This window comes from Noviherbaspirillum album (assembly GCF_035916955.1).
Classification (GTDB): Bacteria; Pseudomonadota; Gammaproteobacteria; order Burkholderiales; family Burkholderiaceae_D; genus Noviherbaspirillum; species Noviherbaspirillum album.
This window is the reverse complement of sequence record NZ_JAWIIV010000004.1, coordinates 256,150-272,317: the sequence shown is the minus strand read 5'-3', so window position 1 is coordinate 272,317 and position 16,168 is coordinate 256,150. Positions and strand designations below refer to the sequence as shown.

Below are 16,168 nucleotides of genomic sequence, written 5' to 3'. Positions count from 1 at the left end.
TCACGAATCAACAAGATAAAAAGGATGACAACAACATGCCGCAAATAGAAAGCAAACTGTCGCCGCGCAGCGAAGACTTCAAGGCCAATACCGCAGCGATGCAGGCGCTGGTCGACGACTTGAAAGCCAAGGTGGAGAAGCTGGCGCTGGGGGGCGGCGAAGAGGCGCGCAAGAAGCACACCGCGCGCGGCAAGCTGCTGCCGCGCGACCGGGTGCAGATGCTGCTCGATCCCGGCACGCCCTTCCTCGAACTGTCGCAGATGGCCGCCTACGAGATGTACGACAATGCCGCGCCGGCCGCCGGCGTGATCGCCGGCATCGGCCGCGTCGCCGGCCATGAATGCATGATTGTCTGCAACGACGCCACCGTGAAGGGCGGCACCTATTACCCGATGACGGTCAAGAAGCACCTGCGGGCGCAGGAAATCGCCGACCAGAACCACCTGCCCTGCATTTATCTCGTTGATTCCGGCGGCGCCAACCTGCCCAACCAGGATGATGTATTTCCCGACCGCGACCATTTCGGCCGCATCTTCTTCAACCAGGCCAACCTGTCGGCCAAGGGCATTCCGCAGATCGCCGTCGTCATGGGTTCCTGCACCGCCGGCGGCGCCTATGTGCCGGCGATGAGCGACGAATCCATCATCGTCAAGGAGCAGGGCACCATCTTCCTCGGCGGGCCGCCGCTGGTGAAGGCTGCCACTGGCGAAGTGGTCAGCGCCGAGGACCTGGGCGGCGGCGACGTCCATACCCGGCTGTCCGGCGTGGTCGACCACCTGGCGCAGAACGACCTGCATGCGCTGTCGCTGGCGCGCAAGATCGTCGGCAATCTCAACCGGAAAAAACCGCAGCAGCTGGTGCTGCGGGAGCCGGTGGCTCCGAAGTACGATCCGCGCGAAGTCTACGGCGTTATTCCCACCGATACCCGCAAGCCCTTCGACGTGCGCGAAATCATCGCCCGCATCGTCGACGGCAGCGAGTTCGACGAGTTCAAGGCGCGCTACGGCACCACGCTGGTCACCGGCTTCGCCCACATCTTCGGCATGCCGGTCGGCATCATCGCCAACAACGGCATCCTGTTCTCCGAGTCGGCACTGAAGGGCGCGCACTTCATCGAACTGTGCTGCCAGCGCAAGATCCCGCTGGTGTTCCTGCAGAACATCACTGGCTTCATGGTCGGCCGCAAGTACGAGAACGAAGGCATCGCCCGCAACGGCGCCAAGATGGTGACCGCGGTATCTACAGCTGCCGTGCCGAAGTTCACCGTCATCATCGGCGGCAGCTTCGGCGCCGGCAACTACGGCATGTGCGGCCGCGCCTACTCACCGCGTTTCCTGTGGATGTGGCCGAATGCGCGCATCTCGGTGATGGGCGGCGAACAGGCGGCCAGCGTGCTGGCGACCGTCAAGCGCGACGGCATCGAAGGCCGCGGCGGCAGCTGGAGCAAGGACGAGGAGGAAGCCTTCAAGCAGCCGATCCGCGAACAGTACGAGCACCAGGGCCATCCGTATTACGCGACGGCCCGGCTGTGGGATGACGGCGTGATCGATCCGGCCGATACCCGCATGGTGCTGGGACTGGGCTTGAGCGCCTCGCTCAATGCGCCGATTCCCGAGACCAAGTTCGGCGTGTTCCGCATGTAAGCGGCAATAAGCGGCTGTGACCAACAATAAAGGACAACCATGAACTGGCAGACACTGGATGTGAAGATCGAAGGCAAGCTGGCCACCGTCACGCTCAACCGCCCCGAGGTGCGCAATGCCTTCAACGAGACGACGATCGCCGAGATCACCCAGGTGTTCGGCGAACTCGGCAGGGATGAAAACCTGCGCGCCATCGTGCTGGCGGCGAACGGCCCGGCCTTCTGCGCCGGCGCCGACCTCAACTGGATGAAGAAGATGGCCGGCTACACCCACGAGGAGAACCGCGCCGACGCGGCCCAGCTGGCGGAAATGCTGCGGGCCATCTACGCCTGCCCCAAGCCGGTGGTGGCAAAGATCCAGGGCGACTGCTACGCCGGCGGCATGGGGCTGGCGGCCGCCTGCGACATTAGTGTTGCCTCCGAGACAGTGAATTTTTGCCTGTCCGAGGTAAAACTGGGCCTGATTCCTGCGACAATCTCGCCCTACGTCATCAAGGCCATGGGCGAAAACGCCGCGCGCCGGTATTTTTTGACGGCAGAACGTTTTTCCGCGCAGGAGGCGCACCGCATCGGTTTCGTGCACGCCGTCGCTGCCGCCGATGCGCTCGATGCGACCGTCGCCGAGATCGTCAAGGCGCTGGTGTCGAACAGTCCCCACGCAGTCAAGGAGGCCAAGCGCCTGGTGCAGGATGTGGCCGGCGCGCCGCTCTGCGCCGAGCTGATCGCCGACACGGCGCTGCGCATCGCCGATATCCGCAGCTCCGACGAGGGCCGCGAGGGCGTGCGTTCCTTCCTGGAAAAACGCAAGCCGGGGTGGCTGGAGTAATGGAGTCAGCGAGATAAGCTTCCTGCACCCCGTAACGGAAACACGCCCCCAGGGGTGCAACGAAGTTGTGGAGCCGCTTTTGAATACACGTCAACCTAGCGAACAAACCGGAGACTGGGTCGCGCGCAGCCTGGCCAGCGTCTGGCATCCGTGCACCCAGATGCAGCATCATGAATCGATGATGCCGCTGGTGCCGGTCAGCCACGGCCGCGGCGCCTGGCTGTTCGACGCCGACGGCCGGCGCTATCTCGACGCCATCAGTTCCTGGTGGGTCAACCTGTTCGGCCATGCCAATCCCCGCATCAATACCGCGCTCAAGGACCAGCTCGACCTGCTCGAGCATGCGATGCTCGCCGGCTTCACCCATGAGCCGGTGATCAAGCTGTCGGAAAAGCTGTCCGCGCTTACCGGCCATGCGCTCGGCCACTGCTTCTATGCATCCGACGGCGCCTCGGCGGTTGAAATCGCGCTGAAGATGAGCTTTCATTTCTGGCGCAACAGCGGCAAGACCGACAAGCGCGAATTCGTCTGCCTGCGAGGCAGCTACCACGGCGAAACCATCGGCGCGCTGGCGGTCACCGATGTGCAGCTGTTCCGCGACGCCTACGGTCCGCTGCTGCAGCAGGCGCATGTGGTCGCATCGCCCGATGCACGCGCCGCCGAAGCCGGCGAGAGCGCCGCCGACGTAGCGCGCCGCGCGGCGAAGCAGCTGGAGCAGTTGCTGGCGGAGCGCGGCGACAAGATTGCCGCCGTCATCGTCGAGCCGCTGGTGCAGTGCGCCGCCGGCATGGCGATGTACGACCCGGCTTATCTGGCCGAGGCGCGTGCGCTGTGCGACCGCTACGGCGTACACCTGATTGCCGACGAAATCGCTGTCGGCTGCGGCCGCACCGGCAGTTTCTTCGCCTGCGAGCAGGCCAACATCTGGCCCGACTTCGTCTGCCTGTCGAAGGGCATCAGCGGCGGCTACCTGCCGCTGTCGCTGGTGATGACGCGCGACGAGATCTACCAGGGCTTCTACGATGCCGACGTCAAGCGCGGCTTCCTGCATTCGCATTCCTACACCGGCAATCCGCTGGCCTGCCGCGCGGCGCTGGCCACGCTCGACATCTTCGAGCAGGACGATGTGCTCGAGCGCAACCGAGAGCGCGCGGCGAGGCTCACCACCGCCTTGATGCCGCTGGCCGAAGACGAGCGGGTAATGCATTTCCGCCAGCGCGGCATGATCTGGGCCTTCGATGCCATCACCGACGATCCCGCGTTCTCGAGCAAGTTCTTCGCCAGCGCGCTGCAGCATGAACTGCTGCTGCGCCCGATCGGCCGCACCGTCTACCTGATGCCGCCCTACATCCTCGACGACGAGGAAAGCGACAGCCTCGCCGCCCGCACGCATGCGGTGTTCGACGAAGTGATGAGGGGCTGATCATGCATCTGCTCTCCCAGCTCGAACAGCAACTGCACAGGCTTGATGAGCAAAAGCTGCTGCGCCGCCGCCGCGTCGCCGACACGCCGTGCGCACCGCACGTCACTGTCGACGGCAGGCCCATGCTCGCCTTCTGCAGCAACGATTATCTCGGCCTGGCCGCGCATCCGCGCCTGGTCGAGGCGCTGCAGGAAGGCGCGGCGAAGTACGGCGCCGGCAGCGGCGCCTCGCACCTGATCAGCGGCCATTCCCGCGCGCACGACCTGCTGGAGGAACGCTTCGCCGAACTGATGTCGCCGTACATCGAACAGGCGCGGGCGCTCACCTTCTGCACCGGCTACATGGCCAATCTCGCGGTGCTGACCGCGCTGGCCGCCGCGTCTGCTGCGTCGGGACGCGACACCGACCTGTTTTCCGAATCGCTGAACCATGCCTCGCTGATCGACGGCGCCCGCCTGTCGCGCGCCAATGTGAAGGTCTATGCACATGGCGACATCGAAGCGCTCGAAGGCTTGCTCAAGGCCAGCACATCGAAGACGAAGATCGTGGCGACCGACAGCGTGTTCAGCATGGACGGCGACCTCGCGCCGCTGCCGGCATTGCTTGCCTTGTGCGAACGGCACGATGCCTGGCTGGTGGTCGACGACGCCCACGGCTTCGGCGTGCTGGGCGAGCATGGCCACGGCGCGCTGGAACACTTCGGCCTGCGCTCGCCCAACCTGGTCTACATGGGCACGCTGGGCAAGGCCGCCGGCGTCGGCGGAGCCTTCGTCGCCGCCCATGCGACCGTGATCGAATGGCTGGTGCAGCGCGCGCGGCCCTACATCTACACCACCGCCGCGCCGCCGGCGCTGTCGCATGCGCTGCTGGCCAGCCTCGACCTGATCACCGGCGAAGAAGGCATGCAGCGGCGCGCGCATCTGCGGCAACTTGTCGCGCAGCTGCAGGACGGCTTGCGCCTGAAACACTGGCAATTGCTGCCGTCGCGGACCGCGATCCAGCCGGTGATCATCGGCTCCAACGAGCCGGCGCTGCGGGCCGCCGCGCTGCTGCATGAACAGGGACTCTGGGTGCCGGCGATCCGCCCGCCCACCGTGCCGGCCGGTACCGCGCGCCTGCGCATCACGCTGTCGGCCGCGCATGTCTCCGCCGACGTCGCCCGGTTGGCGCAAGCCTTCAATGCGGCCGAGCGCGAGATCGGAGAGATGCCATGACTGCAACGACAGCCTACTTCGTCACCGGCACCGATACCGAGATCGGCAAGACGCTCACCACAAGCGCGCTGCTGCATGCGCTGGCGCGCACCGGCGTGCGCGCCGCCGGCATGAAGCCGATCGCCGCCGGCACCGAACTGCGCGACGGCGTGCCCCGCAACGAGGATGTCGATGCGATCGCGGCTGCCGCCAATCTGGCTTTGCCGCTGTCGCTGACCACGCCCTACCTGCTGCAGGAACCGGCCGCGCCGCATATCGCCGCCGCGCTGGAAGGCGTGCGCTTCGATATCGACCGCATCCTCGACTGTTACCGGCAGGTCGCCGCAGCCGCCGACGCGGTGGTGGTCGAGGGCGTCGGCGGTTTCCGCGTGCCGCTGACCGAGGATTTCGATACCGCCGACCTCGCGCAAAAGCTGGCGCTGCCTGTGGTGATGGTGGTCGGCCTGCGGCTCGGCTGCATCAGCCATGCGCTTCTCACCGCCGAAGCCATTGAAGCGCGCGGACTGCGGCTGGCTGGCTGGGTCGCCAACGTGGTCGATGCGGAAATGCGCCATCAGATCGACAACATCGACACACTGCGCATGCGGCTGCCCGCGCCGCTGCTCGGCGTCATTCCTCGCCTGCCGGCTGTATCGGCATCGGCCGCCGCGGCCCACCTCGATTTTTCAAGACTGCCGAACTGGCCCGCTGCCGGTACGGCTGCAACGTCCCACCCGTTTTCACCAGAAGCAAAGGAAGCCTGATGTCATCGCAAGCCATTACCTTTCACGAACTCCGCACACCCGCCGCTGCCCGCGCCGAAGCCGCGCAAGCCTGGCCGGTGGAAAAGGTGCTGGAACTGTTCGAGCTGCCGTTCAACGAACTGATGTTCCGCGCCCAGCAGGTGCACCGTGAAAACTTCGATCCGCAGGAAGTCGAACTGGCGACCCTGCTGTCGATCAAGACCGGCGGCTGCCCGGAAGACTGCGGCTACTGCCCGCAGGCAGCGCGCTACGACACCGGCGTCACCGCGCAGAAGCTGCTGGAACTGGAAACCGTGCTCGAAGCCGCCCGTGCCGCCAAGGCGCACGGCGCCACCCGCTTCTGCATGGGCGCCGCCTGGCGCAGCCCGAAGGACCGCGATCTCGACCATGTCGAAGCGATGGTGCGCGGCGTGAAGGAACTCGGCCTGGAAGCCTGCGCCACGCTCGGCATGCTGGAAGAGGGCCAGGCCGAGCGCCTCGCCGCCGCCGGCCTCGACTACTACAACCACAACCTCGATACCGCGCCCGAGTTCTACAACGACATCATTTCCACCCGCCAGTACGAAGACCGCCTGAACACCCTGGACCGCGTGCGCAACGCCGGCATCAAGGTCTGCTGCGGCGGCATCGTAGGCATGGGCGAGTCGCGCAAGCAGCGCGCCGGCCTGGTGGCGCAGGTGGCCAACCTCGATCCCTACCCCGAGTCCGTGCCGATCAACCACCTAGTGCAGGTGCCCGGCACGCCGCTCTACGGCCAGGACCCGCTCGACCCGCTGGAATTCGTGCGCACCATCGCGGTGGCCCGCATCACCATGCCCAAGGCGCGGGTGCGCCTGTCGGCAGGCCGGCGCGAGCTGGGCGAGGCGGTGCAGGCGATGTGTTTCCAGGCCGGCGCCAATTCCATCTTCTACGGCGACAAGCTGCTGACCACCGGCAATCCGGATGCGGATGCCGACATGGCGCTGCTGCAGAAGCTCGGCATTCGCGTCAAGCACACGCAGGTCGATGCCAAGATGGTGGCAAACGGATAGGAAAACGCAGTACCGACGGCTTCTTCCATCCGGGGGAAGCCATCGCGCAGGACATGCATCACAACGAGAGACAACGAAGATAACAAGAGACAACCACCGCACCCCATAAGGAGATAGCGTGTTCACCAAGATCCTGATTGCCAATCGCGGCGAAATCGCCTGCCGCGTTGCTTCAACGGCCCACCGCCTCGGCGTCAAAAGCGTCGCGGTGTATTCCGAGGCCGATGCCAATGCCAAGCATGTCGCCGTTTGCGACGAATCCGTCCTGATCGGCCCCGCGCCGGCCAAGGAAAGCTACCTGCGCGCCGACAAGATCATCGAAGTCGCGAAGGCTACCGGAGCGCAAGCGATCCATCCCGGCTACGGCTTCCTGTCCGAGAACGAAGACTTCGCCGAAGCCTGCGCGAAAGCGGGCATCGCCTTCATCGGCCCGCCGGCTTCCGCCATCCGCGCGATGGGCTCCAAGTCGGCCGCCAAGGCGCTGATGGAAAAGGCCAACGTGCCGCTGGTGCCGGGTTATCACGGCGACAACCAGGATGCCGATTTCCTGCGAGAGCAGGCCGACAAGATCGGCTACCCGGTCCTGCTGAAAGCGTCCGCCGGCGGCGGCGGCAAGGGCATGCGCATCGTGGAAAAAAGCGAGGACTTCAAGGCAGCGCTCGAATCCTGCAAGCGCGAGGCGATCAACAGCTTCGGCGACGACAAGGTGCTGGTCGAGAAATACCTGACCCGGCCGCGCCACATCGAGATCCAGGTCTTTGCAGACCAGCAAGGCAACTGCGTGTATCTCTTCGAGCGCGACTGCTCGGTGCAGCGCCGCCACCAGAAGGTGCTGGAAGAAGCGCCGGCGCCCGGCATGACCGAAGAGCGCCGCCGCGCGATGGGCGAGGCCGCGGTGGCCGCCGCCAAGGCCGTCGGCTACGTCGGCGCCGGCACGGTGGAATTCATCGCCAACCAGGACGGCTCGTTCTACTTCATGGAAATGAACACCCGGCTGCAGGTCGAGCATCCGGTCACCGAGATGATCACCGGGCTCGACCTGGTGGAATGGCAGTTGCGCATCGCATTTGGCGAAGCGCTGCCGAAGAAGCAGGAAGAACTGACCATCCACGGCCATGCGCTGGAGGCGCGCATCTATGCGGAGAATCCGGAGAAGGGCTTCCTGCCGTCGATCGGCACGCTGCAGCACCTGCATACGCCGGACTCGGTCGCGTTCCAGCTGGGCAACGGCAGCGTGGCCGGCAATCCGGCCGCGGTGCGCATCGATTCCGGCGTGCGTGAAGGCGATGCGATTTCGCCGTTCTACGATCCGATGATCGCCAAGCTGATCGTGTGGGGCAACGACCGCGAGGAAGCGCTGGCGCACATGTCGCAGGCGCTGGCCGAATACCAGGTGGTCGGCCTGGCCACCAACGTGGCTTTCCTGAAGCGCCTGGTGGAAAGCCGGCCGTTCTCGCAGGCCGACCTCGACACCGGCCTGATCGAGCGCAACCACGATGCACTGTTCCCGGCACAGCAGCCGGTCTCGCTGCAGATTCTCGGCCTGGCGGCGGCCTCGCTGCTGTCGTCCGAGCAGAGCGCCGGGGCCGCGGCCAACGATCCCTGGGCCAACACCAGCGGCTGGCGCATGAACGGCGCCCTGCTGCGCTCCCTGGAATTCGCGGAAGAAGGCACCACCTATCCGGTGGCGGTTTCCTATCGCGACAGCGGCTGGTCGCTCGGCCTGAACGGCGCCTCCGCGGCGATGACGCTGGTCGAGCGCGCCGGCCAGCACCTGGTGATCAAGGTCGACGGCACGGCGGTGCGCGGCACGGTGGTGCGGACAGGAGACGTATTCCACGTGTTCAGCGGCGGCGCGCATACCGTGTTGAACTACAACGATCCGCTGGCCCATGCCGGTGAGAGCGAAGCCGAAGGCGGCCGCCTGACCGCGCCGATGCCGGGCAAGATCGTGGCGCTGCTGGTGGAGAAGGGCAAGACGGTGGAGAAGGGCGCGCCGCTGCTGATCATGGAAGCGATGAAGATGGAACACACGATCGCCGCGCCGGCCAACGGCACGGTCGAGGACCTGCTGTACGCGGTCGGCGACCAGGTGGCGGAAGGCGCGCAGTTGCTGGCGTTCAAGGCGGCGTAGGTAGCCGGAGTTATTGAACAGTTCCCTTTCTTTGAAGACAGAGGTTTGCCAACTTTGCCAAGACCTTGAGATTCCCTCCCCTTCAAGGGGAGGTTAGGGTGGGGATGGGTTGAATGCACGTTGTTTAACCCCATCCCCATCCCAACCTTCCCCTTGAAGGGGCAGGGGCGACTGAGGGCTTGCATGCGATCGGCAACGAATGGTCTGCAAAGGAAGGGTTGGATAAGGAATTTACCGAAAGGCACACCATGAGCCTCCCCAGTAAAGTGAAAATCGTCGAAGTCGGTCCCCGCGACGGCTTGCAGAACGAGAAGGAAACCATTTCCGCCGAGGTCAAGATCGAACTGGTCGACCGCCTGACCGATGCCGGCTTCGTCAACATCGAAGCCGCATCCTTCGTCTCGCCGAAGTGGGTGCCGCAGATGGCGACCTCAACCGAAGTGATGGACAGGATCCGCCGCAAGCCCGGCGTCGTCTATTCCGCGCTGACGCCCAACATGAAGGGCTTCGAAGCCGCGCTGGCGGCCAAAGCCGATGAAGTGGTGATCTTCGGCGCCGCCTCGGAAGCCTTTTCCCAGCGCAACATCAACTGCTCGATCGCCGAATCGATCGAGCGCTTCCGCGATGTGGCGCAAGCCGCCAAGCAGCACAACATCCGGCTGCGCGGCAGCATCAGCTGCTCGTTCGGCTGCCCCTACCAGGGCGAGGTGCCGGCCGACAGCGTGGCCGACGTTGTGCGCCGCCTGCGTGAACTCGGCTGCGACGAGATCGACATCGCCGACACTATCGGCGTCGGCACGCCGAGGAAGGTGCAGGCGGTGATGGAGCGGGTGGCGAAGGAATTTCCGATCGAGCGCCTGTCCGGCCATTTCCACGACACCTACGGCCAGGCCACCGCGAACATCTATGCCAGCCTGGAAGTCGGCATCTCGATCTTCCATTCCTCGGTGGCGGGCCTGGGCGGCTGTCCGTATGCGAAGGGCGCGACGGGCAACGTCTCGACCGAGGATGTGCTGTTCCTGCTGAACGGCCTGGGCATCGACACCGGCATCGATCTCGACAAGGTGGTCGACGCCGGCCAGTTCATCTCGCAGCATCTCGGCCGCAAGGCGGCCAGCCGCACCGGCAACGCGATTGCCGCGAAGCGGGCGGGGTAAAAGCTTTTGAAGGAAGCGCCGCTGCGCCCGTTGCCGGAACTGCTGGCCGCGATCCGCGCCTGCGAACGATGCAGCGCGCATCTGCCGCATGGTCCGCGCCCGGTGGTGCAGGCAAGTCCAAGCGCACGGCTGCTGATCGTCGGCCAGGCGCCGGGACGCCGCGTGCATGACACCGGCATTCCGTGGAACGACCCCTCCGGCGACCGCCTGCGCAACTGGCTGCAGATGCCGCGCGAAACGTTCTACGACGAAGGCAGGGTGGCCATCGTGCCGACCGGTTTCTGCTATCCCGGCAAGGGCAGGAGCGGCGACCTGCCGCCGCGCCCGGAATGCGCGCCGGCCTGGCATGCGCCGCTGCTGGAGCTGATGCCACGGGTGGAGCTGACGCTGCTGATCGGCCGCCATGCGCAGGAATATTATTTGCGGGACAATGGCCGGCGCACGCTGACCGAGACGGTGGCGGCCTGGCGTGACTACCTGCCCGGGTATCTCCCGCTGCCGCACCCGAGTCCGCGCAACATCGCCTGGTTTCAGGCCAATTCCTGGTTCGAACGGGAGGTGGTGCCGGAACTGCGGCAGCGCATCGCCCTTCTGATGAATGACTGAGATGAGCAACATGAGCAACACCGAAACGAAACTGCCCGACAGCGCGCGGCGCGTGGCCGATCTCCTGGCCGAGCTCGGCCACGACAAGCCGGTCGTGATGCTGCCGGAAACCGGCAAGACCTCCGCCGAAGCCGCTGCCGGCCTCGGCTGCAGCGTCGCCGAGATCGCCAAGTCCATCGTGTTCCGCCGCCTTGCCGATGATGCGGCGGTGATGGTGGTGGCCAGCGGCATCAACCGCGTCGATGAAAGCAAGGTGGCCGCCCGGGTCGGACCGCTCGGCCGCGCCGACGCGAAATTCGTGAAGACCCGCATCGGTTATGCGATCGGCGGGGTCTGCCCGATCGGGCACGTGGACAAGACCGTGATGCTGATCGATGAAGACCTGATGAAGCTGCCCAGCGTCTGGGCCGCGGCCGGGCATCCGCATGCGGTGTTCAACCTCACGCCGCAGCAGCTGCAGGCGATGACCGGCGCGCCGGTGGCGGATGTGGCGCTGCGATGATTTCCTACGATCCGGTTAATGATGAGGGCAGGGTGCCGTCGCCTTGCATCAGCTTGTGCAAGATGAATGCGCAGACGGGGTTGTGCGAGGGGTGCCTGCGGACGATTGATGAGATCGTGCAGTGGGGGGCGGCGAGTGAGGAGGTTAAGAGGGCGGTTTGGGTGGAGATCAAGCGTCGGGAAGAAGAGTTGTTTTAGGTTTTTCTTCGGTGATGCAAAGCGTCATGCTCTCCGTGGATGCTGGCTGGGTCTGGCCCCGGCGGGCCACCTACTTTTTTGCTTCGCCAAAAAAGTAGGCAAAAAAGGCGACACCCCTATCGCCGCCCCTGCGGGGTTCCCAAAAGTGCGGGCGACAAAGCGGGAAGCGCAGAAACTCGCCTGCGGCTCAGACAGTCTGCGCTTCTTTATCCGCTTTGCCGCCCGCACTTTTGGCGTCGCTAGAGGGGGAGCTAACAGCCTCTGTGTGCGAGCTTGGCCTGGTGTGCTTTGTTTGCGTGTTCTGGGCTGGGTTTTCGGGTGTTGGGAACCGTTATTCCCTTGCGACCGCCCTCACCCCCCAACCCCTCTCCCGCCTGCGGGAGAGGGGAGAGACCAAACTCGCGCATAGAGGCTGTTTTGCCGTTCACCGCTTGCGAGCAGCCGGAAAAGTAGGGGTTGAAGCGGATCAGAAGTGAAACTTGTCTGAGCCCGCAGGGCGAGTTTGTTTCACTTCCCGCTTCGGCCCCTACTTTTTCGGGAACCCCGAAGGGGCTGCTTGCCTGCGGCCGCCTTTCTTTGCTTACTTTCTTTGGCGGAGCAAAGAAAGTGAGCGGCTGCCGGGCCGCACCCGGCAAGCCTCCACAAAGAGACTAAGTTATTGCATCACCGGAGAAAAAGCTTACTAAATCAACACAACACAGAAATGGAGAAAAACATGAATGCCACAACCCCCATCATCTGGTACTTCGACTTCATCTCCCCCTTCTCCTACCTGCAGCACGAACAACTCTCCCAACTTCCCCCGCACACCCGGATCGACTTCAAGCCGGTGCTCATCGCCGCACTCCTCAATCACTGGGGCACCACCGGCCCCGCCGAACTCGCGCCCAAGCGGCAATGGACCTACGAGCACTGCCTGTGGCTCGCGCACAAGCACGGCATCCCGATGACGATGCCGCCCGAGCATCCGTTCAATCCGTTGCCGCTGCTGCGCCTGTGCATCGCCCTCGGCAGCACGCCTGAGGTGATACGCCGCCTGTTCCACTGGGTCTGGCGCGAGGGCAATACCCCATCCGATGAAACGCGCTTCCAGGCGCTGTTGCAGGAAATGCATGTCACGCCGGACATGCTGGCCGCCGACGAGGTCAAGCAGCAGCTGCGCGTCAATGCCGAACAGGCCATCGGCGCCGGCGTGTTTGGCGTGCCGAGCGCGGTAGTGGATAATCGCGTGTTCTGGGGATTCGATTCGACCGACATGCTGCTAGCCTATCTGGGCGGCGATCCCTTTTTCCAATCGCCGTCCTACCTGCGGGCCGCCGACCGTCCGGTGGGCATACAGCGGCGCAGATGAACATCCAACGCAACACCTAACGTAGTATCTAACGCAGTATCTAAGGCAATAGCAACCATGCAACTCAACTTCTACAAACCGGAGCAAACCGTCACCGGCCCCGCCTACAGTCTCTGGTTCAAGTTCCTGGCCACCGTCGTCACCATCGTTCTCGTGGTGTATGCCGGCAGCATCACCGCGCGCTTCCCGCTGCTTGAATACGGTTTCGGCATCAAGGCCCTGCTGGCGGCCGCGGCGCTGATGCTGGCCATCAGCTACTACTGGTTCCTGCGCTCCACGGTCACCATCGACGACACCGGCATCACGCAGCGCTGGATGTACAACCGCCATGTCGAATGGCGCGACATCCGCAGCGCCAAGCTGATCGGCGTTCCCTACCTGAGCGCGATCTTCCCGCCGCGCCTCGTGGTCCGCAGCGGCAACAGCTTCACCACCTTCAACGGCGGTTCGCAGGCGGTGCTGGTGGAGTTCGCGAAAATCTCGCTGGCCTACCAGATGAAGAAATGAAGCTGCCCGCCCAATGAAACTGCCATCGTCAATGCAGGTGTTCGAGCGCGGCTGGCTGTCGTCGAACAACATATTGTTCACCGGCCGCGACCGGACCGCGCTCATCGACAGCGGCTATGCGACACATGCGGAACAGACGGTGGCGCTGGTGCGGCATGCGCTGGGCAAGCGCGGGCTCGACCTGCTGGTCAATACCCACCTGCATTCCGACCATTGCGGCGGCAACGCGGCGCTGCAGCGCGCCTTTTCCTGCAGCACCGCAATCCCGGCCGCCGAAGCCGGCAAGGTGCGCGAGTGGAATGCCGAAACCCTCACCTACAAGGCCACCGGCCAGCAGTGCGAACGCTTCGGCTTCAGCGAGACCATCGACCCCGGCGACGTGCTGACCCTGGGCGACATGGCCTGGCAGGCGCTGGCCGCGCCGGGGCACGATCCGCATTCATTGATCTTTTTCTGCGCCGACGAAGGCATTCTGATCTCGGCCGACGCGTTGTGGGAAAACGGCTTCGGCGTGGTGTTCCCGGAACTGGAAGGCGAGTCGGGATTCGCCGAGGTGCGAGCGACACTGGAACTGATCGCGTCGCTCGACGTGAAGCTGGTTATCCCCGGCCACGGCGCGCCGTTCACCGATGTTGGCAAGGCGCTGACGACCGCCTTTTCCCGGCTCGACTATTTCGTCGCCGATCCGGCGCGCAATGCGCAGAACGCGATCAAGGTACTGCTGAAATTCCTGCTGCTCGACAGGCAGGGCATCGCCATGGCCGAGGTCGAAACCCTGATGGGCGACATGCTGCTGGTGCGCGAGGCCAACCGGCGTTACCTCGGCAAGCCCGCGGCCGAACTCGCGCAGTGGGCGGTGGCCCAGCTGCTGCGCGCCGGCGCCGCGCAGGTGCAGGGCGACCGGCTGCTCAACCGGGACTGAGCAGCCCGCCGGGAAGCCTTGCCTCAGGTATCAGGCGCTGCGCTGCTCCCTGTCCTTCTTGTTCTGCGCCTCGATGCGGTCGCGCGCTTCCTTCCACTGTTCTTCGCTCCAGCTGCGCAGGCTGTAGAAATTGCCGCCGGTCGCAAGGTGGTTGCCGCCGTCCATCATGATGGCCTGGCCGGTCAGCCAGTCGCAGCCGTCGCTCATCAGGAAGGTCGCGAGGTTTTGCAGCTCCTCCATCTTTCCGGCACGCCCCATCGGGTTGATCGCGGCCGAACGCGCGCCCGGCTCCTCGCCCGGATTCAGTCGCTTGCTCATGCCCTCGGTGGGAATCTCGCCAGGGCCGATCGCATTCAGGCGCACGCCGTACTGCGCCCATTCGGTCGCCAATGACATGGTCATCGTATGGATCGCCGCCTTGCTCATCGATGAAGGCACGACGAAGGGGCCGCCGTTGAGCACCCAGGTGACGATGATGGAGACCACGCTGCGGTAGCCGTCTTCCGGTTTCCATTGTCCCTTGGCCGCCATCTCCACCCAGCGCCGGCCCACCGCATGCGTGACGTAGAAGGTGCCGTGCATGACAATGTTGGCGATCGCATCGAAGCCGCGCGGCGACAGGGCCGAGGTCGGCGAGATGAAGTTGCCGGCCGCGTTGTTGACCAGGCCGGTCAGCGGTCCCTCGGCGAAGATCTGCTCGATCATGTCGTCGACCGCCGCCGCGTCGCGGATGTCGATGCCGAAGGTTTTCACCGAGCCGCCGTGGGCTGCCATCATTTCCTTCGCGGTATCGTCGCAGACCTGCTTGCGGCGTCCGCAGATATAGATATCGGCGCCGAGCGACAGATATTTCTCTGCCATCGCGCGGCCGAGGCCGGTGCCGCCGCCGGTGACGAGAATGCGTTTGCCCTGCATCAGTTTGGGTTGGAACATGATGGTCTCCTGTGTGTTTGCGGTTTGCGGTGCGGTGTTTACTTCAACTCGTACTTGCCTTCTTCAAAGGAACGCAGCGGCGCAAGATCGTCGAACTGCGCGGCGCGGCCCTGCTGCCTGGCGGTGAAGGCTTCCACCAGGTTGCCGGTCTGCCAGATACCGGACTGCAGCCAGCCCATCTGCTGCAGGGCATCGTGGGTGGAATGGTCGCGCGCATAGTGGATCGCCTGCTTGCTGCCCCAGATCGCCACCGGCGGCTTCTCCGCGATTTCGCGCGCCATCTGCAGGGCCGCCTCGATCATCTTTTCCTGCGTGTCGAACAGCTCATTGACCAAACCGACGGCGAGTGCGCGCTGCGCCGGCAGACGGCGGCCGGTGTACGCGAGTTCATGCACGATGCCCTCGGGAATGAGCTTCGGCAGGCGCTGCAGCGTGCCGAGGTCGGCGGTCATGCCGATGTTGATTTCCTGGATGCAGAAGAAGGCATCGTTCGTGGCGAGGCGGATGTCGCAGGCGGAGATCATGTCGACGCCGCCGCCGATGCAGCCACCCTGGATCGCGGCGATCACCGGCATGCGCAGCTGCTCGATCAGGGTGAAGGCCCGCTGCATGTCGGCAAGCTGCGGCACGATGTTGGCGCGGCCGGCTGCGCTGTTGTCGTTGAGCGAGATGCCGCTGTCGGCGCCGAAGACGTCGAGCGCCATGCCGGCGGTGAAGTGCTTGCCTGTCGAGGAGATGACGAGCGCGCGGGCGGGTGCTTCTCTTTGCAGGGTGGTGAGGGCGTGGGTGAGTTCGCGCCAGAGCACGGGGTGCATGGTGTTGAGGGTGGCGGGGCGGTTTAGGGTGAGGTGGGCGATCTTGTTGGTGATGGTTAGAGTGATCGTTTCGTAGGTCATGATTGTCTCCTGCTTTTATGTGGTCATCTCTTCGGTGATGCAGAACGTCGTGTTCTCCGTGGAGGCTTGCCGGGACTGGCCCCG

At 64.7% G+C, this 16,168-nt stretch carries 16 protein-coding genes; 14 read left to right on the top strand and 2 right to left on the bottom strand.

Features of this window, described 5'->3' with window-relative positions:
* Nucleotides 1-35: 35 nt before the first annotated feature.
* From RY831_RS07530 to RY831_RS07465, 14 genes are all read left to right on the top strand, one after another.
* On the top strand, nucleotides 36-1,643 hold the full coding sequence (locus RY831_RS07530; RefSeq protein ID WP_326505703.1) for a carboxyl transferase domain-containing protein: 1,608 nt from the start codon (nucleotides 36-38) through the stop codon (nucleotides 1,641-1,643).
* 39 nt (nucleotides 1,644-1,682) lie between these two features.
* A complete protein-coding gene (locus tag RY831_RS07525) occupies nucleotides 1,683-2,468 on the top strand; it encodes an enoyl-CoA hydratase/isomerase family protein (RefSeq protein WP_326505702.1) in 786 nt (261 codons plus the stop codon).
* Between the two features lie 79 nt (nucleotides 2,469-2,547).
* A complete protein-coding gene (gene bioA, locus RY831_RS07520) occupies nucleotides 2,548-3,891 on the top strand; it encodes an adenosylmethionine--8-amino-7-oxononanoate transaminase (RefSeq protein ID WP_326505701.1) in 1,344 nt (447 codons plus the stop codon).
* 2 nt (nucleotides 3,892-3,893) lie between these two features.
* Nucleotides 3,894-5,105 carry an 8-amino-7-oxononanoate synthase gene (gene bioF, locus RY831_RS07515; protein WP_326505700.1) on the top strand — a complete coding sequence of 404 codons (1,212 nt, stop codon included), beginning with the start codon at nucleotides 3,894-3,896 and terminating at the stop codon, nucleotides 5,103-5,105.
* A complete protein-coding gene (gene bioD / locus RY831_RS07510; RefSeq protein ID WP_326505699.1) occupies nucleotides 5,102-5,848 on the top strand; it encodes a dethiobiotin synthase in 747 nt (248 codons plus the stop codon). Before bioF ends, bioD begins: the two co-directional genes overlap by 4 nt.
* A complete protein-coding gene (gene bioB, locus RY831_RS07505) occupies nucleotides 5,848-6,879 on the top strand; it encodes a biotin synthase BioB (RefSeq protein WP_326505698.1) in 1,032 nt (343 codons plus the stop codon). The genes bioD and bioB overlap by 1 nt, the downstream gene beginning before the upstream one ends.
* A 118-nt stretch (nucleotides 6,880-6,997) precedes the next feature.
* Entirely contained in the window at nucleotides 6,998-9,013 is a 2,016-nt protein-coding gene (locus RY831_RS07500) for an acetyl/propionyl/methylcrotonyl-CoA carboxylase subunit alpha (RefSeq protein ID WP_326505697.1), read from the top strand.
* A gap of 248 nt (nucleotides 9,014-9,261) precedes the next feature.
* On the top strand, nucleotides 9,262-10,170 hold the full coding sequence (locus RY831_RS07495; protein WP_326505696.1) for a hydroxymethylglutaryl-CoA lyase: 909 nt from the start codon (nucleotides 9,262-9,264) through the stop codon (nucleotides 10,168-10,170).
* A gap of 6 nt (nucleotides 10,171-10,176) precedes the next feature.
* Complete coding sequence (locus RY831_RS07490; protein WP_326505695.1) at nucleotides 10,177-10,776, top strand: uracil-DNA glycosylase family protein; 600 nt, start codon at nucleotides 10,177-10,179, stop codon at nucleotides 10,774-10,776.
* A gap of 10 nt (nucleotides 10,777-10,786) precedes the next feature.
* On the top strand, nucleotides 10,787-11,278 hold the full coding sequence (locus tag RY831_RS07485; RefSeq protein ID WP_326505694.1) for a YbaK/EbsC family protein: 492 nt from the start codon (nucleotides 10,787-10,789) through the stop codon (nucleotides 11,276-11,278).
* Nucleotides 11,275-11,475 carry a DUF1289 domain-containing protein gene (locus tag RY831_RS07480; RefSeq protein WP_326505693.1) on the top strand — a complete coding sequence of 67 codons (201 nt, stop codon included), beginning with the start codon at nucleotides 11,275-11,277 and terminating at the stop codon, nucleotides 11,473-11,475. The genes RY831_RS07485 and RY831_RS07480 overlap by 4 nt, the downstream gene beginning before the upstream one ends.
* 715 nt (nucleotides 11,476-12,190) lie before the next feature.
* On the top strand, nucleotides 12,191-12,826 hold the full coding sequence (locus RY831_RS07475; RefSeq protein WP_326505692.1) for a 2-hydroxychromene-2-carboxylate isomerase: 636 nt from the start codon (nucleotides 12,191-12,193) through the stop codon (nucleotides 12,824-12,826).
* A gap of 57 nt (nucleotides 12,827-12,883) precedes the next feature.
* Nucleotides 12,884-13,333, top strand: a complete 450-nt coding sequence (locus RY831_RS07470) for a hypothetical protein (protein ID WP_326505691.1) — start codon at nucleotides 12,884-12,886, stop codon at nucleotides 13,331-13,333.
* A 13-nt stretch (nucleotides 13,334-13,346) separates the two neighbouring features.
* Nucleotides 13,347-14,255, top strand: coding sequence for an MBL fold metallo-hydrolase (locus tag RY831_RS07465; protein ID WP_326505690.1), 909 nt, complete (start codon nucleotides 13,347-13,349; stop codon nucleotides 14,253-14,255).
* A 30-nt stretch (nucleotides 14,256-14,285) separates the two neighbouring features.
* Here the strand turns inward: RY831_RS07465 and RY831_RS07460 are convergent, their stop codons facing one another.
* Both RY831_RS07460 and RY831_RS07455 read right to left on the bottom strand, forming a co-directional pair.
* Entirely contained in the window at nucleotides 14,286-15,188 is a 903-nt protein-coding gene (locus RY831_RS07460) for an SDR family oxidoreductase (protein WP_326505689.1), read from the bottom strand.
* Between the two features lie 38 nt (nucleotides 15,189-15,226).
* On the bottom strand, nucleotides 15,227-16,084 hold the full coding sequence (locus RY831_RS07455; RefSeq protein WP_326505688.1) for an enoyl-CoA hydratase-related protein: 858 nt from the start codon (nucleotides 16,082-16,084) through the stop codon (nucleotides 15,227-15,229).
* Nucleotides 16,085-16,168 lie beyond the last annotated feature (84 nt).